At 64.6% G+C, this 23,515-nt stretch carries 21 protein-coding genes; 13 read left to right on the top strand and 8 right to left on the bottom strand.

Going from position 1 to position 23,515, the window contains the following annotated elements:
* Window positions 1-8: 8 nt before the first annotated feature.
* Both CAL29_RS07095 and CAL29_RS07090 read left to right on the top strand, forming a co-directional pair.
* Window positions 9-854 carry an NAD(P)-dependent oxidoreductase gene (locus tag CAL29_RS07095; protein ID WP_094852202.1) on the top strand — a complete coding sequence of 282 codons (846 nt, stop codon included), beginning with the start codon at window positions 9-11 and terminating at the stop codon, window positions 852-854.
* Window positions 855-1,057: 203 nt separating this feature from the next.
* Window positions 1,058-2,377, top strand: coding sequence for an MFS transporter (locus tag CAL29_RS07090; RefSeq protein ID WP_094852201.1), 1,320 nt, complete (start codon window positions 1,058-1,060; stop codon window positions 2,375-2,377).
* Between the two features lie 15 nt (window positions 2,378-2,392).
* Here CAL29_RS07090 and CAL29_RS07085 read toward each other — a convergent pair whose 3' ends face one another.
* Complete coding sequence (locus CAL29_RS07085) at window positions 2,393-3,526, bottom strand: hypothetical protein (protein WP_094852200.1); 1,134 nt, start codon at window positions 3,524-3,526, stop codon at window positions 2,393-2,395.
* A gap of 113 nt (window positions 3,527-3,639) precedes the next feature.
* Here CAL29_RS07085 and CAL29_RS07080 point away from each other — a divergent pair, with 113 nt between their 5' ends.
* From CAL29_RS07080 to CAL29_RS07045, 8 genes are all read left to right on the top strand, one after another.
* On the top strand, window positions 3,640-4,554 hold the full coding sequence (locus CAL29_RS07080; RefSeq protein WP_094852199.1) for a LysR family transcriptional regulator: 915 nt from the start codon (window positions 3,640-3,642) through the stop codon (window positions 4,552-4,554).
* A 289-nt stretch (window positions 4,555-4,843) separates the two neighbouring features.
* The gene (locus CAL29_RS07075) at window positions 4,844-5,875 is read left to right on the top strand and encodes a Dyp-type peroxidase (RefSeq protein ID WP_094852198.1); all 1,032 of its coding nucleotides are present in this window, start codon (window positions 4,844-4,846) and stop codon (window positions 5,873-5,875) included.
* A gap of 76 nt (window positions 5,876-5,951) precedes the next feature.
* The gene (locus tag CAL29_RS07070; RefSeq protein ID WP_094852197.1) at window positions 5,952-8,750 is read left to right on the top strand and encodes an ATP-dependent Clp protease ATP-binding subunit; all 2,799 of its coding nucleotides are present in this window, start codon (window positions 5,952-5,954) and stop codon (window positions 8,748-8,750) included.
* Between the two features lie 63 nt (window positions 8,751-8,813).
* Complete coding sequence (locus CAL29_RS07065) at window positions 8,814-9,029, top strand: hypothetical protein (RefSeq protein WP_094852196.1); 216 nt, start codon at window positions 8,814-8,816, stop codon at window positions 9,027-9,029.
* An 11-nt stretch (window positions 9,030-9,040) separates the two neighbouring features.
* A complete protein-coding gene (locus tag CAL29_RS07060) occupies window positions 9,041-9,439 on the top strand; it encodes a RidA family protein (RefSeq protein WP_094852771.1) in 399 nt (132 codons plus the stop codon).
* Window positions 9,440-9,745: 306 nt separating this feature from the next.
* The gene (locus tag CAL29_RS07055) at window positions 9,746-10,462 is read left to right on the top strand and encodes a glutathione S-transferase family protein (RefSeq protein WP_094852195.1); all 717 of its coding nucleotides are present in this window, start codon (window positions 9,746-9,748) and stop codon (window positions 10,460-10,462) included.
* Between the two features lies 1 nt (window position 10,463).
* Complete coding sequence (locus tag CAL29_RS07050; protein WP_094852194.1) at window positions 10,464-11,258, top strand: SDR family NAD(P)-dependent oxidoreductase; 795 nt, start codon at window positions 10,464-10,466, stop codon at window positions 11,256-11,258.
* Window positions 11,259-11,285: 27 nt separating this feature from the next.
* Window positions 11,286-11,909, top strand: a complete 624-nt coding sequence (locus CAL29_RS07045; protein WP_094852193.1) for a TetR/AcrR family transcriptional regulator — start codon at window positions 11,286-11,288, stop codon at window positions 11,907-11,909.
* A gap of 48 nt (window positions 11,910-11,957) precedes the next feature.
* Here the strand turns inward: CAL29_RS07045 and CAL29_RS07040 are convergent, their stop codons facing one another.
* Window positions 11,958-12,584, bottom strand: a complete 627-nt coding sequence (locus CAL29_RS07040) for an FMN-dependent NADH-azoreductase (protein WP_094852192.1) — start codon at window positions 12,582-12,584, stop codon at window positions 11,958-11,960.
* A 225-nt stretch (window positions 12,585-12,809) separates the two neighbouring features.
* On the opposite strand from CAL29_RS07040, the gene CAL29_RS07035 reads away from it, so the two are divergent.
* A complete protein-coding gene (locus tag CAL29_RS07035; protein ID WP_094852191.1) occupies window positions 12,810-13,514 on the top strand; it encodes an aspartate/glutamate racemase family protein in 705 nt (234 codons plus the stop codon).
* An 11-nt stretch (window positions 13,515-13,525) separates the two neighbouring features.
* Here CAL29_RS07035 and CAL29_RS07030 read toward each other — a convergent pair whose 3' ends face one another.
* Complete coding sequence (locus CAL29_RS07030) at window positions 13,526-14,380, bottom strand: LysR substrate-binding domain-containing protein (RefSeq protein WP_094852190.1); 855 nt, start codon at window positions 14,378-14,380, stop codon at window positions 13,526-13,528.
* Window positions 14,381-14,572: 192 nt separating this feature from the next.
* On the opposite strand from CAL29_RS07030, the gene CAL29_RS07025 reads away from it, so the two are divergent.
* Window positions 14,573-15,091: a lipocalin-like domain-containing protein gene (locus tag CAL29_RS07025; RefSeq protein ID WP_094852189.1), complete on the top strand. Its 519-nt coding sequence runs from the start codon at window positions 14,573-14,575 to the stop codon at window positions 15,089-15,091.
* Between the two features lie 26 nt (window positions 15,092-15,117).
* Here the strand turns inward: CAL29_RS07025 and aceE are convergent, their stop codons facing one another.
* On the bottom strand, window positions 15,118-17,805 hold the full coding sequence (gene aceE, locus CAL29_RS07020) for a pyruvate dehydrogenase (acetyl-transferring), homodimeric type (protein WP_256977238.1): 2,688 nt from the start codon (window positions 17,803-17,805) through the stop codon (window positions 15,118-15,120).
* Window positions 17,806-17,985: 180 nt separating this feature from the next.
* Here aceE and CAL29_RS07015 point away from each other — a divergent pair, with 180 nt between their 5' ends.
* On the top strand, window positions 17,986-18,447 hold the full coding sequence (locus CAL29_RS07015) for a MarR family winged helix-turn-helix transcriptional regulator (RefSeq protein WP_094852187.1): 462 nt from the start codon (window positions 17,986-17,988) through the stop codon (window positions 18,445-18,447).
* A gap of 75 nt (window positions 18,448-18,522) precedes the next feature.
* Here the strand turns inward: CAL29_RS07015 and CAL29_RS07010 are convergent, their stop codons facing one another.
* Genes CAL29_RS07010 through CAL29_RS06995 form a run of 4 tightly spaced genes read right to left on the bottom strand, consistent with a single transcriptional unit; the run spans window position 18,523 to window position 23,511 of the window.
* On the bottom strand, window positions 18,523-19,578 hold the full coding sequence (locus CAL29_RS07010) for an NADH:flavin oxidoreductase (protein WP_094852770.1): 1,056 nt from the start codon (window positions 19,576-19,578) through the stop codon (window positions 18,523-18,525).
* Window positions 19,568-20,398, bottom strand: coding sequence for an IclR family transcriptional regulator domain-containing protein (locus CAL29_RS07005; RefSeq protein ID WP_094852186.1), 831 nt, complete (start codon window positions 20,396-20,398; stop codon window positions 19,568-19,570). Before CAL29_RS07005 ends, CAL29_RS07010 begins: the two co-directional genes overlap by 11 nt.
* On the bottom strand, window positions 20,385-22,514 hold the full coding sequence (locus tag CAL29_RS07000) for an acetate--CoA ligase family protein (RefSeq protein ID WP_094852185.1): 2,130 nt from the start codon (window positions 22,512-22,514) through the stop codon (window positions 20,385-20,387). The genes CAL29_RS07005 and CAL29_RS07000 overlap by 14 nt, the downstream gene beginning before the upstream one ends.
* A 28-nt stretch (window positions 22,515-22,542) precedes the next feature.
* Complete coding sequence (locus CAL29_RS06995; RefSeq protein WP_256977237.1) at window positions 22,543-23,511, bottom strand: Bug family tripartite tricarboxylate transporter substrate binding protein; 969 nt, start codon at window positions 23,509-23,511, stop codon at window positions 22,543-22,545.
* Window positions 23,512-23,515 lie beyond the last annotated feature (4 nt).

The following is a 23,515-nucleotide window of genomic DNA, read 5'->3' as shown; positions in this document are numbered from 1 at the left end:
GACGCAACATGAACGTCACTTTCATTGGGATCGGTGCGATCGGCCTGCCGATGGCATTGCGCATCCGGGACGCGGGTCACATCGTAACGGGCGTCGACCTCTCGCCGAACGCGCTCGCCGCCGCAAAACAGCAGGACCTGCCGGCCGCGGACTCATTCGCCGGCGCGCCGCGCGCCGATATCGTCGTGGCAATGGTCGCCACGCCGGGGCAACTTGCCTCGCTCTTGGACAGCGTGGAGGGCACGGTCAAGGGACAGCGCTGGATCGTCATGTCGACGGTCGGTCCGGACAGCATCCGCGAACAAGGCGACCGTCTGCGCAAGGCAGGCGCCGTCGTGGTGGACGCGCCGGTCACCGGCGGCGTGGCGCGCGCGAAAACGGGCCAACTGGTCATCTTCGCTTCCGGCGCGGGCGCCGAGATCGAAGCCGTGCGCCCGGTGCTAGAAGCAATGGGCGCCGTCCGCATCGTGGGCGAGAACCTGGGCGACGGCCAGGCCATCAAGGTCGTGAACCAGCATTTGTGCTCGGTGCACATCGTGGCCGCCGCGGAAGCGCTGAACCTCGCCCGCTCGCTCGGCCTGGATCCGGCCAACGTGCTGGAACTGGTCGAGAAAGGCGCGGCCGGCTCGTGGATGCTGTCGGATCGCGGTCCGCGCATGCTGAAGGGCACGGACGTCGAAGTCACCAGCGCGATCAACATCTTCGTGAAAGACAGCGACCTGGTGGCAAGCGCCGCGGCCAGTTGCGGCGCCGACGTGCCGCTGCTGGCGCTGGCCAACGCACGGTATCACGAGGCAGCGAACGCGGGGCTGGGTCTCCGCGACGACAGCCGCGTCATCGAAACCTGGAAATAAGCGATCCGCCGGATCGCATCGCATGGGTGTCGCCCCCTTGTCGGGGCGACGCCTTGCACGGTTCGCGCACCGGCGGAGATTTTCCGTCCGGCCGAAAACCGTCGCCGGGCAAGCCGCCCGGCCTCCGGTTCAACCGGGCCGCACGAAGCGAATCGCGGATCCCGGATCCCGGATAGCGCAAATATAAGAAAGGAGACTTACTCATGAACACGCAAGCACACGCCCCCGCCGCGGACGGCAAACCGTTGAAAGTCGCGTTCGCGTCGATGATAGGATCGGCCGTCGAAAGCTATGACTTCTTCATCTACGGGACGGCCGCCGCCGCATTTTTCGGCAAGATCTTTTTCCACACCGACAACCCGCTGGTCGGCATTCTGGCCTCGTTCGCCACGCTCGCCGTCGGCTTCCTGATGCGTCCGTTCGGCGGCTACCTGGCCGGTCATTTCGGCGACAAGTTCGGCCGCAAGGCCGTGCTGTTCTGGTCACTCGTCGCCATGGGCATCGCAACGGTGCTGATAGGCGCCCTGCCCACCTATGAACAGGCGGGCATTCTCGCGCCCATCGGCCTGATCATCCTGCGCATGGTCCAGGGCATCGGCTTCGGCGCCGAATGGGGTGGCGCGGTGCTGATGGCGTGCGAACACGCGCCGGAAAACCGCCGCGGCTTCTTCGGCGCGGTGCCTCAACTGGGCATTCCGCTGGGCTTGCTGCTCGCCAACGGCGCCTTCCTCGCATCGGCCGAACTGTTCGAGGGAAACTGGATCTGGCGCGTTCCCTTCCTGGTCTCCATCGTGATGGTGGGCATCGGCATCTTCATCCGGCTCTCCGTCGCGGAATCGCCGGCATTCGAGGCAGTCAAGGCGGAAAACAAGATCGTGAGGCAGCCGGCGCTGGAAGTGATCCGCACCGATTGGCGCGCCATCCTGAAGATCATGGGACTGCGCATGGCCGAAACCGGCGGCTACTACCTCACCACCAGTTTCATGCTGTCGTATGTCGCGCTCGCGCACGTTTCCACGACCAAGCAGATCCTGTGGGGAACGTTGATCGGCTCGGCGATCGGCCTGATCAGCCATCTCGTCTATGGCGCGGTGTCGGACAAGATCGGCCGCCGTCCGGTGTTCCTGCTGGGTTCGATCTTCACGATCCTGTTCGGCATCCCGATGTTCATGCTGATCAACACGGGGGCCGGCGTCATGGTGATCGTCGCCGTGGCGCTCTCGCTGCTGCTCTCGCATGACCCGATCTTCGCCGTCGAGTCGAGCTGGTTCTCGGAGCAGTTTCCCGCCAATGTCCGTTCGTCCGGCATCTCCCTCGGCTACAACGGCGCGTCCGTGGTCGCGGGCCTGCTGCCCATCGCCGCCACCGCCGTCTACGGCGCGTTCGGCTGGATCGGCCCCGCGCTCATGTTCTCCGCACTCGGCATAATCTCCACGGCCTGCGCGCTGACCATGCCCGAAACCGCCCCCGCCGTGGCCAAGGACCCCATGAAATCCCCCACCCAACGCCGCGCCGCTGCCTGACCAAGCTCGGCAATTTCAGGGCGCGTCGGCCAGGTTCCGTACCCATGCGGCGAAATTCTCGTTCTCGAACTCGTAGACGCCGCGAGGAGACTTCGAGACGATGTCTTTCTCGTCCAGGCGTCCCAACGCTTTTTGCAGTTGGGACGTGCCGAGCGTTTCAACACCCAATTGCTTGTTGAACGCTGCCAGCGCGCTACGCGTGAAAGGTTTCGCGGCAGGGTTGCGCGCGAACTCCTTGATCAACAGTCGCTCCAACGCGCTCAGCCTTTCCCAGGTCGACGCATGATTCTCCGCCTTCGCCAGCTTTTCTAGCTGGAGCGCGACCGCATCATCGAAATCCATCCCCGGCTGCATCATCAGCGTGACGGCCACTTCAAGCAGCGGCTCGGGGCGACGGTGGAATTGCTCGAATGCGACCCGGCTGCGGTCCACATCCAGCGTGCGGCCGGTAGACGCCGAGAACTTGTCGACGACGAAGGCGACGAAGCCGTCGTCCAGCAGGGGAAAGTCCTGCAATGGGTGGGCCGCGGAATACAGGGGAGCCCTGGTGTCCGTGAACACATGGCCGAGCTGGGTACGGGACGAGCCGGTAAAAACCAGGCGCAGGCTCTTGCTGTATTTGGTCAGGGCGGTCCGCAGCGCCCGGGCCACATCCTCGCCCTCTCCGCTTCGTCCCAGGGACTGGGCTTCATCGATCAGCAGCAAAATCGGTTGGATAGCGGTCAGTCGACCCAGCAGATCGTCCAGCCGCAGCGCCATTTCGGTAGCATCCTTGGCCTTCGCATCCCCCAACTCGATGCTTCCTTCCACCGCACCGGGTCCCATCGAGGCCTTGCCCTTGATGGCTTTGATCGAAGGCGTCAGCCGGGATTTCAACTTGCCGGCCAGCATGCTTGGCGCCTGGGCCGTCTCCAACGAATGCAGCAAGGCCGCGCCAGGCGTTTGCCGCGTCTGCCACAGATCGACATAGACGACCAGGTAACCCGCTTCCTGCGCCGCGGGCGTCAGGTCATGCCGCAGGAACGCGGTCTTTCCGGTACGGCGAGGGGCAAAAATCGTCAGGGAAGACACGATCCCCGAGTCCAGCGCCGCGAGATACGAGCGCGCCAGCGTGGGCCGGGGAAAATGCCACAGGTCGGTGAGCTTCATCGCATCATCCAAAATTATCTAAGCTATGATAATTATCCATATTAAGATAATTTTTGGCAACCGTAGAATTCGGCAAAAAGTACGAACGCCCACCCGACATGCCGAGGCCGTGAATGTTCATCCGCCAGCTCACCTATCTCATTGCATTGGACAAGCACCGGCACTTCGGCCGTGCCGCGGAAAGCTGCCATGTGTCGCAGCCGGCGCTGTCCAACGGCATACGGGAGCTGGAGCGCGAGCTCGGCATCACCATCGTCAAGCGCAACCGGACCTTCGAAGGGATCACGCCGGAGGGCGAACGCGTCATCCAGTGGGTCCGGCAGGTTCTCGCCTCCCTGGAAGGCCTGCGGCAGGAAGCCGACCTGGTGCGCAGCGTGCCGCGCGGCCACCTGGCCATCGGCGTGATTCCCACCGCCAACCACGCCGCCACGCTGCTCAGCGCGGAGTACCGCGAAATCCTGCCGCAGTTGACGCTGGAGGTCACCTCCCTCAGCACCCCGGAAATTCTTCGCCGCCTGAAAGCCCAGGACATCCAACTGGGCATCCTCTATGACCGGTCGGTCGCCAATGACGGCAACTACGACGTAATGCCGCTGTTCTCGGAGCGCTATGTCCTGATCGCCAGCGAGCAGGCCTCCCTGCCGCACCAGTTGGATTGGGCGGAAGTCGCTCAGCTCCCGCTGTGCCTGCTCAGCCCGGACATGCAGAACCGCCAGACCCTGGACGGCCTTTTCGACGCCCTGGAGGTCACCCCGCGCGTGGTGCTGCAGACCAACGACCTGCGCGTGCTGCTGGTCGAATGCCTGAGCGGCCGGGCTTTCAGCATCATGCCCTTGAGCGCCCTGCCGACCCAGTACGAAGGCGCCGGTCTCCGGGCGCACCTGATCACTCCCGAACACGCCGAGAACGTGTGCCTCGTCCGGCTACGCCGCGACGCGCAGCCCGCCCTATCCCAGGCCGCCTGGCAGATCGCAAGCCAATTGGATCTGGAGGCCATCCTCAACCAGGCGCTGGCCCGGAAAGTTTGATAACCGTAGATTATCAAGAGTTTCGAGAAAACGATTAGACCTGGCCGGGCCGCGGGCGGCATCCTTCTTTTTTACCGCCGGGCCGCCCCAAGGTAAAAACGCCCCCTCGGGGGGCAGCAAGCGGCGCAAGCCGCGCGGCGTGGGGGCTTTTTTCAAGAGGGCCGCAACCTTTCCGCGGCCCCACGGAGGCCCCCCCGGCAAAGCTTCCATATCCCCTGTATCCGGCGCCCAAAGCGGGATATCCTGCCCGGAAAGCCATTCCGACGTAACGTCCATTCAAGGAGCCCGAGTGCCTTCCATCGCATCCCAAGCCGTCGACACCAAACTGACGAGCGCCGCCATCTTCCTGGTCGTGACCATCGACGCCGGCACGGCCGCGGAGACCGCCGTGCGCGGGCTCTGTGCCGATCTCTCCTCGCTGGTCCGAGGCGTCGGTTTTCGCGCGACCGGCGGCAGGCTCTCCTGTGTGCTGGGAATCGGCTCCGCGGCCTGGGACCGCCTCTTCGGCGCGCCGCGGCCGAAGGACCTGCATCCCTTCAAGGAGATCCGCGGCGTCCATCATGCCCCCGCCACCCCGGGCGACCTGATGTTCCACATCCGCGCCGCGCGCATGGACCTGTGCTACGAACTCGGCGCCAACATCATGAAGCGCCTTGCCGGCGCCGCGACGGTGGCCGACACGGTACAGGGGTTCAAGTACTTCGACGATCGCGATCTGCTGGGCTTCGTCGACGGAACGGAGAATCCGGTGGACCAGGCCGCCGTCGACGCCACCCTGATCGGCGATGAAGATGCTGCCTTCACCGGCGGCAGCTATGTCATCGTCCAGAAATATCTGCACGACCTCGCCAAATGGAACACGATCCCGGTCGAACACCAGGAAAAGATCGTCGGCAGGAATAAACTCTCGGACATCGAGCTGGCTGAAGAGGACAAGCCCAGCTACGCGCACAATGTGCTCACCAATATCGAAGAGAACGGCGAGCAATTGCAGATCCTGCGCGACAACATGCCTTTCGGCGATATCGGCACGGGCGAGGCCGGCACCTACTTCATCGGCTATGCCCGGTCTCCGGCGCGCATCGAGCGGATGCTCGAGAACATGTTCGTCGGCAACCCGCCCGGCAACTACGACCGCTTGCTCGACGTCAGTCGGGCCGTCACCGGATCGCTGTACTTTGTACCGACCACCTCGTTCCTCGATGACGTGACGCCCGAAGCCGTCTCGTCATCCACCCCCGCGACGGCCCCTGGCGAAGCCGGGACCGGGGCGGGGCCTTCGCGATCCTCGCCGGACGCCTCGCGAATATCGACGCCCTGACGGAAACGAGCCCGAATCGTATCCCGCATGGCTTGGCCGGCGCCTACCCCTTACCTTCTGGAAGGACGGACTGATCATGGCTGCTCTCTGCGAAATATGTAATGCCCGGCCCGCGGTGGCCCAGGTGACGGTGGTGCAGGATGGCGAGCGCAAGACGATGGCCATCTGCGACTATCACTACCGCCAGTTGATGCGCCACCAAAGCATGCTGAATCCATTCGATTCCTTGCTGGGCGGAAACTTGCCGGGACTGCTCGGCGGATTCGGCGGCGCGGCCGAGCCGGACCTGTCGGCGTCCGTGCCCAGGGAGTCCGTGGACGTGACCGACGCGTTCAGCCAGCAGACGCTGGAACTGCTGCAACGCGCGGCGGAAAAGGCCGTCGAGATGCATCGCACGGAGCTCGATACCGAGCACGTCCTGTACGTGCTCGCCGACACCGACGTCGTCTCCGCGCTGCTCAAGGAATTGAAACTCGCGCCGCAGGATATCAAGGCCTATATCGACGAGCACGCGAAGAAAGGCGATGCCGGCAAGGCAGTCTCGGCGGACCAGTTGAAGGTGTCGCCGCGCCTGAAAAAGGCCTTCCAGTATGCCTTCCAGGCCTCGAACGAGCTGGGTCACTCCTATGTCGGCCCGGAGCACGTGCTCATCGGGCTGGCCTCGGTGCCCGACAGCATCGCCGGCGCGCTGCTCAAGAAATACGGCGTCACGCCGGAAGCCTTGCGCCAGAAGGTCGTCAAGGTCGTCGGCAAGGGCGCCGAGGACGGCCGGGTCGACACCCCGACGGGCACTCCCACGCTAGACAAGTTCGGCCGCGACCTGACCGCAATGGCGCGGCAGGGCAAGCTCGATCCCGTGCTGGGCCGCGCGCAGGAAATCGAAAGCACCATCGAGGTCCTGGCCCGGCGCAAGAAGAACAACCCGGTGCTGATCGGGGAGCCCGGCGTCGGCAAGACCGCCATCGTGGAAGGCCTGGCGCAGCGCATCGTCAACGACGACGTGCCCGAGAACCTGCGCGGCAAGCGCCTGGTGGAGATCAACATCAATTCCATGGTGGCCGGGGCCAAGTACCGCGGCGAGTTCGAGGAACGCGCCAAGCAACTGATCGACGAGATCACCGCCAAGCAGAGCGAGCTGATCGTCTTCATCGACGAGCTGCATACGATCGTGGGCGCGGGGCAAGGCGGCGGCGAAGGCGGCCTGGATATCGCCAACGTGCTCAAGCCCGCACTGGCGCGCGGCGAGCTGAGCCTGATCGGCGCCACCACGCTCAACGAATACCAGAAGCACATCGAGAAGGACGCGGCGCTCGAACGGCGCTTCCAGCCGGTGCTGGTGCCCGAGCCGACCGTGGAACAGACCATCGTCATCCTGCGCGGCCTGCGCGACAAACTGGAAGCGCACCACCAGGTCACCTTCGCCGACGACGCCTTCACCGCGGCCGCCGAGCTGTCCGACCGCTACATCACGTCCCGCTATCTGCCCGACAAGGCAATCGACCTGGTCGACCAGGCGGCCGCGCGCGTCAGGATCCAGTCGACCTCGCGGCCGGCGGACATGCAGGAGCTGGAGGCGGAAATCGCCCAGCTCAAGCGCGAGCAGGACTATGCCTCGTCACGCAAGCGCTTCGACGAGGCCAAGGGCTTCGAAGAGCGCATCAAGGAAAAACAGGCGCGCCTGGACGAGCAGACCGAGGCCTGGCAGCGCAAGACCGGCTCGGAGACGCTGGAAGTCACGGTCGCCTCGATCGCCGAAGTCGTGTCGCGCCTCACCGGCATTCCCGTGACCGAACTGACCCAGGAAGAACGCCAGAAGCTCGTGCAGATGGAAGACAAGCTGCGCGAGCGCGTGGTCGGCCAGGACGAGGCCGTCGTCGCGGTCAGCGACGCGGTGCGCCTGTCGCGCGCGGGGCTGGGCCAGGCGAATCGGCCCATCGCCACCTTCCTGTTCCTGGGCCCGACCGGCGTGGGCAAGACCGAACTGGCCAAGGCGCTGGCGGAATCCGTGTTCGGCGACGAACAGGCGGTCGTGCGCATCGACATGTCCGAATACATGGAGCGGCATGCCGTGGCGCGGCTGATCGGCGCGCCGCCGGGCTACGTGGGCTACGACGAAGGCGGCCAGTTGACCGAGCGCGTGCGCCGCCGCCCCTACAGCGTGATCCTGCTGGACGAAATAGAGAAGGCGCATCCGGACGTGAACAACGTGCTGCTGCAGGTCTTCGACGACGGCCGGCTGACCGACGGCAAGGGGCGCGTGGTCGACTTCAGCAACACCATCATCATCGCGACCAGCAATCTCGGCGCGTCCATCATCATGGACAACCTGGAAAAGACCGAGAAGAATCGCGCCTCCGAAAAGGACATCCGCGAAAAGCTCATGGGCGTGCTGAAAGGACACTTCCGCCCCGAGTTCCTGAACCGCATCGACGAGGTGATCGTCTTCCACAGCCTGTCGCGCGAAAACATACGCGCCATCGTCCAGATCCAGTTGCAAAGGGTGGTGCGGACCGCGGCAGCGCAGGACATTGCCCTCAAGATCCAGGATGGCTTGGTCGATCATCTGGCGGACGTGGGCTACCAGCCCGAATTCGGCGCGCGTGAGCTCAAGCGCCAGATCCGCCAGGAGCTGGAAACCCGGTTGGCCAAGGAGATCCTGGGTGACAAGATCAAGTCCGGCGATACGGTGGACGTGGCCTTCGACAAGGCATCGAACCGCGTCACCCTGACGCCGGTGGCAAAGCCCCCGGCGCCGGAAGAGGCGGCCCCGGCTCCCGCCGGCGATGCGGCCAAGGCAAAGAAGTCGAAGGCACGCGGGACCAAACCGCGGGATTCGGCGGACGCGAAGGACGCCGAGCCGTCGCACAACCCTTAGGACAACCTTGGCGCGTGAGCGGCGCGAAGGCCTGGATGCCCGGACATCGGAAGGAGGCGCATCATGCAACAAAGCCCAACCCAGCAGGAATTCGACTTCTATATCAATCTCGCCAAGCCCACCCTCGGGCTGTACGTCCGCAAGGCAGCGGGACTGCCGGACCTGGCGGATGCGAAACAGTGGCAGTTTTCAGGCCACGTGTGGCAGAGCGAACTACCGCCCGATATTCTCCGGGAGCTGGAGGCCAATGGCCACGCCTTCCAGGAACTGGGCGATTGATGGAGAAAGCCATGGGCAGGATACTCGTGAACCCCGACACCGTGTTGGACACGGCGCAATACGGCTATAGCCAGGGATGCATCGCCACCGGCGCCCGCCGCGTGATCGTATCCGGCCAGGCCGCCGTCGACGTCCATGGACGCACTGTCGACACCGGCCTGCAAGGCCAGACCGAGGCCGCGCTCGCCAACGTCGAACGCGTCCTGGCCGCCGCGGGCGGCACGATGGACCAGCTCGTCCTGCTGCGGCTGTACCTGTGCGAGACGGTCCGTGAAGACGTGGGACAGGTCGCCGGCGAACTGCATCGGCGCTTTCCCGCCAATCCCCCGCCATCCTCGTGGATCGTCGTCGCCGGGCTGGCGTTGCCGGAATGGCTGATCCTGATAGAGGCGGAGGCGGTGCTGGACTGAGTGGGCGTTCGGCCGGTCAAGAAGAAAAGGAATGATTCCGGGCGTGGCACTCCCGGTCCAGTTTGCCGCGCCGGCAGCGCTTCCCCATCGCACCGATGCGGCTTCCATCGCCACGATGAAATAACCAACCGGCCTCCGGGCCGGTGCGCCTTGTCCATTTTAGAACGATCGATATAGAATGGTTGTCACCCGCCGCGTCCCGCCCCTCCGGCGGCCATGCGGTTTCGCCTGGGTCGGCCGCAGGTCATCCCCCGCGCCCGCAACTGAATCGTCTCCATCGACTCCCCCCGCGACGAGGCTTCCATCATGATCCAGTTCTATTTCCATCCGACGCCCAACCCCGCAAAGGTCGCGCTCTTTCTCGAAGAGACCGGCATGCCCTATGAGGCCATACCGGTCGACACGAGCAAGGGCGAGCAGCACACGGCGGCATTTCGCGCCATCAATCCCAACGGCAAGGTACCGGCCATCATCGACACCGATGGCCCCGGCGGCCGGGAGGCCAGGGTGTTCGACTCGACGGCGATCCTGATCTACCTGGCGGAGAAGTCGGGGCTGTTGCTCGGCAGACCCGAAGATCGCCCCGAACTGTTGTCCTGGTTGCTTTTCATCGCGTCCGGACTGGGTCCCTTCTCGGGGCAAGCCGTGCATTTCCAGTATGCGGCGCCCGAGGGACTGGACTATGCGGTCAACCGCTACCGTCGCGAAGCCGATCGGCACTACCAGGTTCTGAACGATCACCTGGCGGGCCATGACTTCATCGTGGGCGATCAGTACACCATCGCCGACATCTCGGCCTGGGGCTGGATCGACCGCGCCTCCCGCGTGCGCAAGGGCGCGGACACGCCACTGGCGCCGTTTCCCGAATTGCAGCGCTGGTTCGCCGGCGTGGACGCCCGGCCGGCCGTCGCGCGTGCGCGGGCGCTTGCGAAGCGCCATGCGTTCAAGACGGTCAACGACGAAGAGACCAAGCGCGCGCTGTTCCCCTCCAACTATCCTCCTGCCGCCGGGAAAGGAGCCTGACATGCAACTGCAAGGCAAGCGCGTCCTTATCACCGGCGGATCCAGCGGCATCGGCTTCGCATTGGCGCAGGCGCTGATCGCGCGCGGCGCCAAGGTCTTCATCACTGGCCGGCGTCAAGCCGCGCTCGACGACGCCTTGCGCCGCCTGCCATCGGCTGCCGCGGCATGCGCGGACGTGAGCACTGCCGAAGGGCGTACCGCTACGCTCGAAGAGGCCCTGAAATGGCTGGGAGGCCTGGACCTCCTCGTCAACAATGCGGGCGGCGTGCGGGCAGGCCGGCTGGAACGCACGTCACCGGCCGATATCGAGCAGATGGTGGCGGTCGATCTGCTCGCGCCTATCCTGCTCACGCAATCCACCCTGGGCGCGCTGCGGACCAGCGGCGACGCCATGGTGGTGAACATTGCGTCGGGTATTGCCCTGGTGAGCGCCCCGTTCTATGCCACTTACGCCGCGGTGAAAGCCGGCCTGGCGCATTTCGGCGAAGCGTTGCGGCGCGAGCTCAAGGGCGAAGGCATCCACGTGCTGACCGCCTACCCCGGCGGGACGGACACGCCGATGATGCGCTCGAACCGCGCGGGGCCGGAACTGGGGTTCTCGCGCGAGCCGGCCGAAGCGGTGGCGGCGGCCATCGTCGCGGGCATCGAGACGGATGCGTTCGAGGTGATCCGCGGCGGCGAGGCGCGAGCGCAGATGATCGCGCTCAACCGCACCGACCCCGCCGCGGTGGATGCACGATTCCTGAGCCTCAAGAGCGCGCTCGAGGCCGCGGTGAAGGATCACAGCGCGCTGTGATGCGCCCGCGCGCAACGAGGAACCACGATGGCACGCCCGAAGGAGTTTGACGAAGCCGCCGCGCTCGACGCCGCGATCCAGTGTTTCTGGGCGCGGGGATACGAAGCGACCTCCGTGCGCGACCTGGCCGATGCCATGTCCATTTCGGGGCCCAGCCTGTACAACGCCTTCGGTGACAAGCGGCTGCTGTACAAAAAGGCGCTGGACCACTACGTACAGCGCGGGTTCTGCGACCGAGTCAAGCGATTCGAGACACAGCTCGCGCCGCGCGCGGCCATTGACGCCTTTTTCAACGAGATCATCGCGTTGTCGCTGGCCGACGAGCAGCGCAAGGGTTGCATGATCGTGAATTCGGCGCTGGAACTGGCCCCGCACGATCCGGAGTTCCGCGACGCATTGAAGGACGTCCTGCGCGACATGGAAGCGTTCTTCCTACGCTGCGTCAGGGCGGGCCAGGACAGCGGTGAAATCAACGACCGGCAACCGGCCGAAGACCTCGCCCGCATGCTGCTGGGCCTGCTGATGGGGTTGCGCGTGCTCGCGCGCGCCCGTCCCGAACCTGAATTACTGCGGGGGCTCGTGCGGCCCGCGCTGGCGATGCTGGATGCCTCCGGCCCCACCCGGCCAAACGGTAGAGGACGGGCGCGATAGGACCGCTTGCTCCGCCCCCTGACATGCTGGCGCCGGCACTTTCCAGCATCAGAACGCCGCGGCCATGGCGATGGCCGCGGATCTTCCCCGCTCGATGGCTTCCGGCGCCCTGGCGGCGTTCCAGGTGTGTTCAATCACCAGGGTTCTAACCTCGCCCACGCCGATGAACTTCAGCCAGAACGCAATGTAATCGGCCTGATACGTGAACCCGGGATTGTCGATAGCCATGCCTGACTCGCCACTCTGCCCCCGAACGTGAATGACCAGGGCCCGGGGAATATCGAGCATCGAGCCGTAGTTCTTGCCGTCGAAAGTGAACAGCATGTTCCGCTGGCTCACCAGATCGATCAGTTGCTTGAGCTTGTACGGGTAGCCGAAATTCCACATCGGCACGCCGATGACGATCCGATCCGCTGCCTGAAAACGCTTGACGAGGGACTGTATCCGCCCCCACACCGCCGACTCCGTGTCGTTCAGCGGCGCTTTCGACACGCCCTTGTATTTCGCGCCGATGGCTTCGCTGTCGAAGTCCGGCAGATCCTCGTCCCAGACGTTCAGCGTATCCACCTCGATCGTGCGATCGGTAGTTCGGTATGCGGCGATAAAGGCATCGGCGACGGCAATCGACGCCGAGTTCTCGCGGCGAGGAGAAGAGATGATATTCAGGACACGCATGCCGTTCTTCCATAAAGCGCCTCGCCTGTGCTCATGCGCGAGATCGGCGCGAGGCGGAACCGGCGCATGGCGCCATCATGCAAGGAAACTTGCGCAATCCTCCTTGCGGCCGTAGGATTGCAATTACAATGATTGTATATGCAATCAAACCCGGGCTCAAGCATCGCCATCGCGATGTCCGTGTCGCGAATAAAATTGCCTTCGTCCAGATGTCAGGAAACCAGCATGAATCTGAAGAGAATCGGTTTGATCGGCGGGATGAGTTTCGAAGGCTCGGCGATCTACTACCGCAAGATCAACGAAGCCGTTGCCCGCGCGCTCGGCGGCTTGAATTCGGCTGACATATTGCTTGCCTCCGTGAACTTCCAGGACATCGTCGATATGCAGAAGGCGGGCCGCTGGGACGATGCGGCGCGCTATCTGGCCCGCGTGGCGGAGCAACTGCGCGATGGCGGCGCGGATTGCGTCATGATCTGCGCCGTGACCATGCACCTGGTCGCGGATACGGTTGCGCAGGCTACGCCGCTGCCGTTCATCCACATCGTCGACGAAACGGCGCGTACCTTGCGGTCGGCGGGCTATGCAAAGCCCTTGCTCCTGGCTACGCGCTACACGATGGAAGACGGTTTCTATCAAACGCGCATGCAGTCCCACGGGATCGAGATCCTCGTCCCCGACGAGAATGACAGAGCGGTGCTGAACGGCATCATCTTCGACGAGCTGAGCCGGGGGAATGTCCTGGATAGCTCGCGCGCCAAGTTGATCGCCTTCATCGAGAAAGCGCGGGCCCGGGGCGCCGATTCCGTGATCTTCGGCTGCACCGAAATCGGCATGATCCTGCAAGTCGACGCGCTTCCGCTACCCGGTTTCGATTCCGTGGACATACACGTGGACGCCGCGGTGTCGTTCGCGTTGGGACAGCGCCCATAGATTCACGGCGATCACGACGGCAAATTTGCCAGGGCGCTCTCGATCACCACTTCTCGCAAGCGTGCCAGCGCGGGCGTGTTCTCCCGGCCCCCGCCGTGCAGACACAGGTCGACGACCGGCAGAGACGGCAGGCCGTCCCGCTCGTCGAGCCGCCTCAATGTGGGAGGCAAACCGGCACCGGTTCTCAAGGTAATGCCCAGCCCCGCCGCCACGCCTGACCAAAGACTGCTCAGGCTGGCGGTGCTATACGCCAGCCGCCACGCGATGTTGGCATCGTCCAAGGCCGCCAGCCCGGCGCGGCGAAAGAAGCAGGGAGGTTTGTACAGTGCCAGGTCCAGGGGACGGCCTGGCTTTATCACGATCTCGCTGTCGGCCGAGCCAATCCACGTCATCGGCAAGGTTGCGATGTGTTCGGCGTCCGCACGGGTCCGGTGGCCCATTGCCAGGACGAGATCGAGTTCGCCGCGGTCCAATCGCTCCAGCAAGGCGCCGTTCCCTTCGACGGATACCTCCACGCGCACTGCCGCGTGCGCTTTCTTGAACTCTCCCAGCGCGGCAGGCAGCCAGGTCTCCGCGAAGTCGCCGGGAAGACCGAAGCGCACGCTGCCTTCGATCGATGCGCTACGCAAGGCCCGAATCACTTCATCATTGAGTTCAAGAATGCGGCGGGCATAGGAAAGGACTTGCTCGCCGGCATCCGTCAGGATCAAGCCGCGGCCATGCCGCTGGAAGAGCGACTGCCCGACCTGGGTCTCCAACTTTCGCATCTGCTGGCTGACGGCCGACTGGGATCGGCCGATCTGGTCCGCGGCGCGGATCAGGCTGCCCGTCTTGTGGGCGGCCAGGAAGGTGCGCAAGGCATCCATATCAAGATTCGGTAAGGCCACGATGCGGTTTTTCTGAATCAAGGGTGCTGAATTATCGCATCCACCTCCCCTGCCCGATACCTATCATTCAATGCCGCAAGCATCGAACGCTTGCGCTCATGCCTGGCACATCGATGCTTCAACCCGGCGTCAGGTGCACAGGCGTATTCATCGTCTTTTCCCGGAGAAAGTATGCGTCAACCTTCATTGATCAAGCTCGGTATCGTCGGTGTCCTGCTCGCGACGGCTTCATTATCGGCAGAAGATGCGCTCGCCAAAACATCGAACGCCGCCTCATCCATCGCAGGAACGTGGACCTTGGTTGCCGCGGACGTCCAGCATCCCGACGGGTCGAGGGGCCGCGACTACGGCGCCGCACCCAAGGGATTATTGATCGTGGACGCCCAGGGACGCTATTCGCTGCAGATCTTCAAGTCGGAACGTCCGCGTTTCGCGTCGCCCGACAAGGGGGCGGCTACGCCGGTTGAATACAAGGCGGCCGTCATGGGGTCCAGTACGCACTTTGGAACCGTCAGCGTCGATTCGTCCAAAGGCACCTTGGTCTTCCACATCCAAAGCGCGTCTTTTCCGAACTGGGAGGGAGAGGAGCAGAAAAGAAGCTATGAATTGAATGGGAAGACCCTGAGCTACCGCGTAACGCCGCGGCCTAACGGAGACGTGCCGATCTCGATATGGCGCCGGCTGGATTGAGTCCCCTTTCCGGCATTCGCGGCGCGCTAGACCGTCGTGGGATCGAGCTTCTCCGTGTCGATCCCATAGCGACGGATCGCCTCCGTCACCTTGGAACGCGGAATCTCTCCATCGCTGGCCAGCGCCTTGAGCGCTGCCAATACGATGAAATGACGATCCACCTCGAAGAAGGCGCGTAGTGATTCGCGCGTATCCGAACGGCCGTAACCATCGGTGCCCAGGCTGAAGAATCGCCGGTCATCGACGAAAGGCCGGATCTGGTCGCCGACGATCTTCATATAGTCGGTAGCCACCACGACCGGGCCCCTCCGGCCCGCCAGGCATTGCTGCACATACGGCACACGCGGCTCGTCCTCGGCATGCAGCATATTCCAGCGTTCCGCGGCCAATCCGTCCCGGCGCAACTCGGTGAGGCTGGTCGCGCTCCAGACATCGCTGGAGACGCCGAAATCCTGAGCCAGCAGTTCCGCCGCGGCGATCACTTCGCGCAGGATGGCGCCGCTTCCCATCAACTGGACATGAGGCGTGTCGCCGGATCTCGGTTGCTCCTGATGCTTGCCGCCATCGCGCAGCAGGTACAACCCCTTGAGAATGCCCGCTTCGCTGCCTTCGGGGAGCGCCGGGTTCGGGTAATTCTCATTGAGCAGGGTGATGTAGTAATAGATATCTTCCTGTTCCGCGTACATGCGGCGCAGGCCATCCTGAATGATGACGGCAAGCTCGTAGGCATAGGTGGGATCGTAGGAAATGCAGTTCGGGATGACGGAGGACAGCACATGGCTGTGGCCGTCATCGTGCTGCAAGCCCTCACCCATCAGGGTCGTACGGCCCGACGTGGCGCCCAGCAGGAAGCCGCGTGTGCGCGCGTCGCCGGCGGCCCAGGCCAGATCGCCCACCCGCTGCAAGCCGAACATCGAATAGAAAATGTAGAAGGGAATGGCCGGCAGGCCATGATTGCTGTAGGCCGTTCCCGCCGCGATCCACGAGGCGATCGCGCCGGCCTCGTTGATGCCTTCCTGCAATATCTGGCCGTCCTTGGCTTCCTTGTAATAGCTCAATTGTCCTGCATCCTGGGGCGTATAAAGTTGTCCCAGGTAGGAATGGATGCCGATCTGGCGGAACAGGCCTTCCATGCCGAAGGTGCGCGATTCGTCGGGCACGATAGGGATGATCAGCTTGCCCAAGGTGGGGTCCTTGAGCAGCGTCGCGAGGATGCGCACGAAAGACATGGTGGTCGATACGCCGCGCTCGCCGCTGTCCTTGAGCTGCGCGGAAAAGGCGCTCAACGGCGGGATCGGCAGCGGCGCCACTTTCCCCGAACGGGCCGGGACATAACCGCCCAGCGTGGCGCGGCGCCGCGCGAAATACCGGGCTTCCTCGCTGCCGGGCTCGGGTTTCAGATAGGGCATCTCCTCCAACTGATCGTCGCGGACCGGCAACGAGAAGCGGTCGCGGAAGGCTCGCACCGCGTCGGCGCTCATCTTCTTCAACTGGTGATTGATGTTCTGGCCCTCGCCGGCCTCGCCCATGCCGTACCCCTTGACCGTCTTGGCCAATATCACCGTCGGCCGGCCCTTGGTGCCGACCGCCCGTGCATAAGCCGCGTAGACCTTTTCCGGATCGTGGCCGCCGCGTGTCAGCGCCCATATCTGATCGTCCGACAGGTGCGCGACCAACGCCAGCAATTCCGGGTACTTGCCGAAGAAGTGTTCCCGCACATAGGCGCCGTTCTGGGATTTGAAGGTCTGGTATTCGCCGTCCACGCATTCCATCATTCGCTGACGCAAACGACCGCTGTCATCGCGCGCCAGCAGATCGTCCCAGCCGCTGGCCCACAGCACCTTGATGACATTCCAGCCCGCGGCCAGGAATGTGGCTTCGAGTTCCTGCACGATCTTGGCATTGCCGCGGACCGGTCCGTCCAGCCGTTGCAAATTGCAGTTCACGACGAATATCAGATTGTCGAGCCGCTCGCGTCCGGCGACGGAAATGGCCGCCAACGACTCCGGCTGGTCCATCTCGCCATCGCCCAGGAAGGCCCATACCTTGCGGCCCTGATGCTCCAGCAGCCCGCGGTATTCGAGATAACGCATGAACCTGGCCTGATAGGCGGCGGTCAGCGGGCCGAGGCCCATTGAAACCGTGGGGAACTGCCAGAAGTCCGGCATCAGGCGGGGATGAGGATAGGACGACAGCCCCTCGCCGCCTGCCTCCCGACGGAAATTGTCCAATTGCGATTCGGTGATCCGGCCTTCCAGATAGGCGCGCGCATAGATGCCGGGCGCGGAATGGCCCTGGATATAGACCATGTCTCCGCCGAACGTCTCGCTGCGGCCGCGGAAAAAGTGATTGAACCCCACGTCGTAGAGCACCGCGGCCGATTGGTAGGTGGCAATGTGGCCGCCGACGTTGGAGTGCTTGCCCGCGCGCAGCACCATGACCATGGCGTTCCAGCGGATGTAGGCGTTCAGGCGCTGCTCGATGTCGAGTTCGCCGGGGTAGGCGGGTTGGCGCGCCAGCGGGATCGTGTTGACGTAAGCGGTGTTGATCCGGACGTGCGGGTCTCCATGCCGCGCGGCATCGGATTCGGCCAATTGGTCGATCAGGTAATGCGCGCGCGGACGGCCCTCCACCGCATCCACTGCCGCCAGGGCTTCCAGCCACTCAAGGGTTTCCTGAGGATCGACATCGACCCATTCATAGGGGTGATTCAACGCGGTTCTCCAGACAAAAGACGAAGTGTCGAAGCGGGCTGTCATCAGCCATCCAGGCGGTCAGGCGCGGCGCAGTCACGCATCGTTCTCTTTTAGAATTGCAATTGCAATCGTTGTAATTGCAATTGTAGTGCGGTGGTCTAGAATTGCAAACGCAACTTGAACGGAGAGGACTTTGCCATGACGACTGCCGGTACGGACCTTTGGTTTTCCTTCGTGCGTACCCATCGCCTGGTCATTCGCGAGGTAGAGAGCCGTCTGGCCGCGGCAAAACTTCCGGCTTATGCCTGGTACGACGCGCTGTGGGGGCTGGAGAGTGGACAGGAGGGAACGCGGCGCATGCATGAGCTGGCCGATACGTTGGCCATAGAGCGCTACAACCTGACGCGGCTGGTCGACCGTCTGGAACAGGAAGGCCTGGTCACGCGCAGCCGCTCGGCGGAAGACGGGCGCGCGTCGTACGTCTCCATCACCAAGGAGGGGCGAGCGCTGCGCAAGAAAATGTGGAAAGTCTATGAGTCCACGGTTGCCGAGGTATTCCTGAGCCAGTTCAGCGCCGATGAACAACGGCAGTTCGCTGATGGCCTGGACCGGGCCGCGGGCATCGTCCGGTCGCTGCGGTCGAGGACGCCGCAAGCTTGACGAGGACCGGCATGCTCGATGCCGCCCGTGACAGACCTACTGAGCGTTTGCCCCCTTTTTTGATAGCACGCTGCATCAGGCCATCAGGGCAGCGCGCTCCATGCCAGGCACATAAGCACGGAGCGGCTCGCCCGCCAGCGACCGCCTTATCCAGTCCGGGTTCGCGAGGAAAGGCCGTGCCAGCGCCACTATCGTGCTCTCCGACAAAGCGAACACCTGTTCGCAATCGTCGAGCGTCGTCAGCCCCCCACCGGCAATCAAGGGACCCGGTGCGCAGCGCGCCGCGGTCCGGGCCAGGGTCTCGCCCCATGGCTCAGGCCGCAGTGTCCTGCGCGTGCTGATGTGCAGTATGTCCGCGCCAGCCCGGCGCAGACCTCGGAAAAGCGCTTCAAGCTCCACGACGCCTGCGCCCGGCTTGTACCCATAATCATCCATGGAATACATGGAGTAGTTGAAGCCGACCGGCAATCCCCCGGACGCCGCCTTGACGGCCGCAAGAATGCGCGTAGCGAGACGCATGCGTCCGTCGAGCGCGCCTCCCCACCCGTCGCCGCGGTCGTTGTCGTCATTCAGGGATTCGTGGATCAGATAGCCGCGCGCGCCATGCAGTTCGATGCCGTCGAAGCCGGCGGCGGCGGCCCGACGGGCCGCGTCGGCGAATCCCGAGACGATCCGCTCCAAGTCGTCTTCCGTCGCGGCGCGCGGCACCGGGTTGGGGCTTTCCGTCTGCCATGTATTGCCCGCGGCGGGTCTGCCCGTGGCGCCCAGAACCAGGCCATTCAGCCCCGGTTCGGCCAGCCGCCCTGCGTGCTGCAGTTGGGCGAATATCTTCGCCCCTTCGGCATGAACGGCATCCGTCACCGGCCGCCAGGCATCGGCGTGACGGTCCACGGACAGGCCGGGCTGGTTGAAATAGGCGCGGCTCGCGATTTCATCGGTGTACAACGCCTCGGTGATGACCAGCGCAGCCCCGTGCCGGGCGTAGCGGGCGTAATACGCCGCGCAGTCCGGGGAAGGAAGGCCCTCGGGGGAGCCTTGCATGCGGGACATCGGCGCCACCGCGAGGCGGTTGCGCAAGGGAAGGCCGGCGAGCGAGAGGGGGGCCAGCGCCTGGAAGGAATTATTCTGCATGCTGATGCCCCGCATCGTCGGCGAGTTTTCGGATGATCTTGGGCGCCTTTTCCACGGAAAGGGCGCTGCTCAGTTGGGCCGCGGCACGTTTCAGGCTGGGCAGGTAGCGGGTGAGCCAGTCTTCTTCGGCGGCCTTGGCGCTCATGCGGCTGACGTTCAGGGCGGCGATCAGCCGGCCCTGCTGGAAGATCGGCACGGACAGTCCGCACGTCCCCTCCTCCACTTCCCCGGACGTCCAGGCGTACCCCCGCCGGCGGACGTCGCCGACGATGGCGCGCAGGGAGGCGCGATCCGTGTTGGTGTAGCGCGTCAGCGGCAGCAGATTCGCCTGAGCCAGATAGTCATCCAGTTGTTCAGGGGTATAGCCCGACAGCAATACCCGTCCTGCCGAGTGGCAGTAGAGCGGGATCCGGGAGCCTATCGACACATCCTGCACCAAGGTCCGGTGCACGGGAATGCGGACGACATAGATAAGTTGGTGGCCGTCCATGGCGGCGATGCTGCACGTCTCGCCCAGATCGGCCACCAGGCCTTCCAGCACGGGCTCCGCGAAACTCCACAACGGCATGGAAGACAGATAGGCGTAACCCAGGGCCAGGACGCGCGGCGTCAAGGCGAAATGGCGGTCGCCATGGCGGGATGCGAAGCCCAGTTCCACCAGGGTGAGCAGCACGCGCCTGGCCGCGGCGCGGGTCAACCCCGTGCGGGCGGCCGCTTCGGACAGCGTCAGCGCGCGCGCCTCGTTGTTGAAGGCCTGGATCACCGCCAGCCCTTTGGCCAGGCTGTTGATGAAGTACTCGTCGTGCTTACTGTCTTCCATTGATCTCGACCAGTGCATCGGCGGCCACCAGGCCGCCGTGCGGCTGGGCCATCAGAGGATTGATGTCGACGGAAATTATGCGGCCATTCTCCGCCTGGACCCAGTTGCCGACGACGACGGCGAGCCGTGCGAGTGCTTCGACAGGCAACGGAGGATCGCCCCGCGTTTCCTTGAACAGCGGCGCCAGGCGTAGCGTCCGAAGCTGCCGCAGGACGTGGCTCAGGTCAAAGGGCTGCACCAGGGTAACGGCATCCGGCATGGCCTCGACATATTTCCCGCCATCGCCGACCAGCAGCACGCTGCCGAACTTCTCGTCCCAGCGCGCGCCGATCAGCAGTTCGCGGCGGCCGCGCACCATCGACGCCACGATGATGCCGTCGAGGGACTTGCCCAACCTGCCGCAGGTCGCGCGCATTTCTCCAGCGATGGCGCAGGCCTCGTCAGCATCGCCGATGCCCAGCTTGACCAGCCCGTATTCCGACTTGTGCGGGATGTCGGCGGAGCAGGCCTTGATGACGACGGGCAGGGCCAGGGTGCGCATGGCCAGGCGCACATCTTCGTCCGTCTTGCACAGCCGCCATGGCGCCGTGGGAATGCCGATGGCCTCTAGCTGCTCCAGGCTATCGGCCTCCGAGAGGAAGCGGGTGGTCTCGGCGGGGACGCCGGCCGGATGGCGCGCGCGGCTCCCAGCCTCCGCCAATCGCCCCGCCTCCGATTGCAAGGCGGACACGGCAGCCAGTTGCCCCAGAGCGGCCATGGCGTCTTCGTCATGCTCATAGGCGACAACGCCGTGGGATTCGAACACCTCACGCGTCCGCCGCAGCGGGCAGGCAAGCACCACCGGTTTGCCCGAATCCGCCTGGAAAGCGGCCGTATCGCGGGCGAATTGCTCTGCGTCGTAGCCTTGGCCGGACATCGGCAGGCTGATGAACAGGGCGTCGCAGCAATCCCCCGCCAGGTGCGGCAACACATCGCCGAAGAACCGGTTGTTCGTCAGCAGCGCCGCGGTCAGGTCGATGGGATTCTGCGCGCTTGCGAAGTTGGGCAGCAGTTTCGCAATCGTCTGCCTGACGTCGTCCGGCAGGGGTGGTACGTCCAAGCCATGCCGCTCAGCGGCGTCCGCCCCCATGACGCAGGCCGCCCCCGAGTTGCTCAAGACCGCCACGCGGCGGCCTTTCAGCCGCCGCGGCTTGAGCAGCAAGCGCGCGCCCTGCACCAGGCTGCGCATCTCCGCGACACGCAGGATGCCGTTCTGCCGGAACCAGGCGTCCAGCACCTTATCCTCCGTGGCCACCGCGCCGGTGTGGGACAGCGCGGCGGCCTGGCCTCGGTCCGAAACGCCGGCCTTGAGCGCGAGCATGGGGATGCCGCGCTGCCGAGCCAGGCGCGCCGCCTCGGTCAGCGTGTCTGGATCCACAAGGTCTTCCAGATACAGCAGAATGAGTCGCACGGCCGGATCCTCGGCCGCGGCGCAGGCGAAGTCCGCCACGGTCAGATCCGCCTCGTTGCCCGTGGCGAAGGCGTAGCGCACGCCTATGCCCTGGGCCAGCAGCAACGCGTAGGGCACCATGCTCATGGCGCCGCTCTGGCTGGCGATCGCTACCGGGCCATCCTGGGGCGGCACCTCCCCCAGCAACGTGGCGAAGGTCGCCAGGGCATTGCTGTCGAAGCTCGCCAGACCCTGGCTGTTGGGACCAACCAGACGCATGCCGGACGCCGCCGCCACCTCGGCCATCCGGCGCTGCACGGCCAGGCCTTCGGCCCCCGTCTCGCCGAAGCCCGAGGAAATGACGATGCAGACCTTGACACCGCGCTGGCTGCACTGGGTGACGGCCTCCAGCGCCGCGGCGCCCGGGACGCAGACCAGCGCCATGTCGGGCGTCTCCGGCAGCGCGGCGATGTCCGGCCAGGCGCGGATGCCCTGGACCTGTTCGCGCGCGGCGTTCACCGGATAGAGCGCGCCCGCGTACTTGTGCTGCAGCATGTACTTGATCGGGCGGCCGCCTATCTTGTCAGGATTGTCGGACGCGCCGATGATCGCGATCGATCGGGGATTCAGGGCAGCGTCTATCCATGCTTCGCGGGCGCGAGCGGGCGCGGGCATTACGGCTTGCATATCGTGGGGTTTCCTGCGGTATTCCTGGTTAATCGGCGGTCGCGCCGGAGATCTCGACGACCTTTTTCCACTTGGGCGATTCGCTGGCGATGAACGCGGCGAACTCGGCGGCCGTGTTCGGCGAGTATGTCACGCCCTGGGCCTCCAGCATTTCCTTGGTCTTGGGGTCTTCCATGACCTTGACCATGGCCTTGTTGAGCTTGGCGATGATATCGGCGGGCGTGCCGGCGGGCGCGGCGACGCCGAACCATGCCGTCGCTTCGAAGCCGGGCACACCCGCTTCGGCGACCGTGGGCACATCGGGCAACAGGGGCGTTCGCTTTTCGGTGGACACCGCCAAAGCGCGCAGCTTGCCGGACTTCACCTGGGGCAGGGCCGTGGGCAGGTTGTCGAACATCAACTGCACCTGTCCGCCCAGCATGTCGGTCAGCGCGGCGGTGCTGCCCTTGTACGGAACGTGCTGCGCCTGGATGCCGGCTTGCTGCTTGAACAGCTCGGACATGAGGTGGCCGCTGGTGCCGGTGCCCATGGACGCGAAGTTCAGTTTTCCCGGATTCTCCTTGGCGTAGGCGATCAGTTCCTTTTCCGAGTTCACGGGCAAAGTCGGGCTGGCCAGGAGCACGTTGGGGACCTTGCCGGCGAGCATGACCGGCGCCAGCGTCGCGGGATCGTAGGGCAGGTTCTTGTACAGCCACTTGTTGATGGCGAACACGCCCGAGGACGCGAGCAGCAGGGTGTAGCCGTCGGGCGCCGAGTTGGCGACGTAGGCGGCGCCCAGGTTGCCGCCCGCGCCCGCGCGGTTGCTGACGATCACCGATTGCCCCAGCAACGGCGAAATCCCTGCCGCGAGCGCGCGCGCCAGGATGTCATTGGTGCCACCCGCGCCGTACGGAACAACGATGGTGATCGGCTTGCTGGGATAGGTATCCGCTGACGCGGCGGCGGGAGCCGCGGCGATTGAAACGGCAGCGAGCGCCGTGAATATTGATTTCCGCACAATA

The organism is Bordetella genomosp. 10, assembly GCF_002261225.1.
GTDB lineage: Bacteria > Pseudomonadota > Gammaproteobacteria > Burkholderiales > Burkholderiaceae_B > Bordetella_C.
Note: the sequence above shows the minus strand (reverse complement) of the source record. Positions and strands in the feature narration are given on the sequence as shown.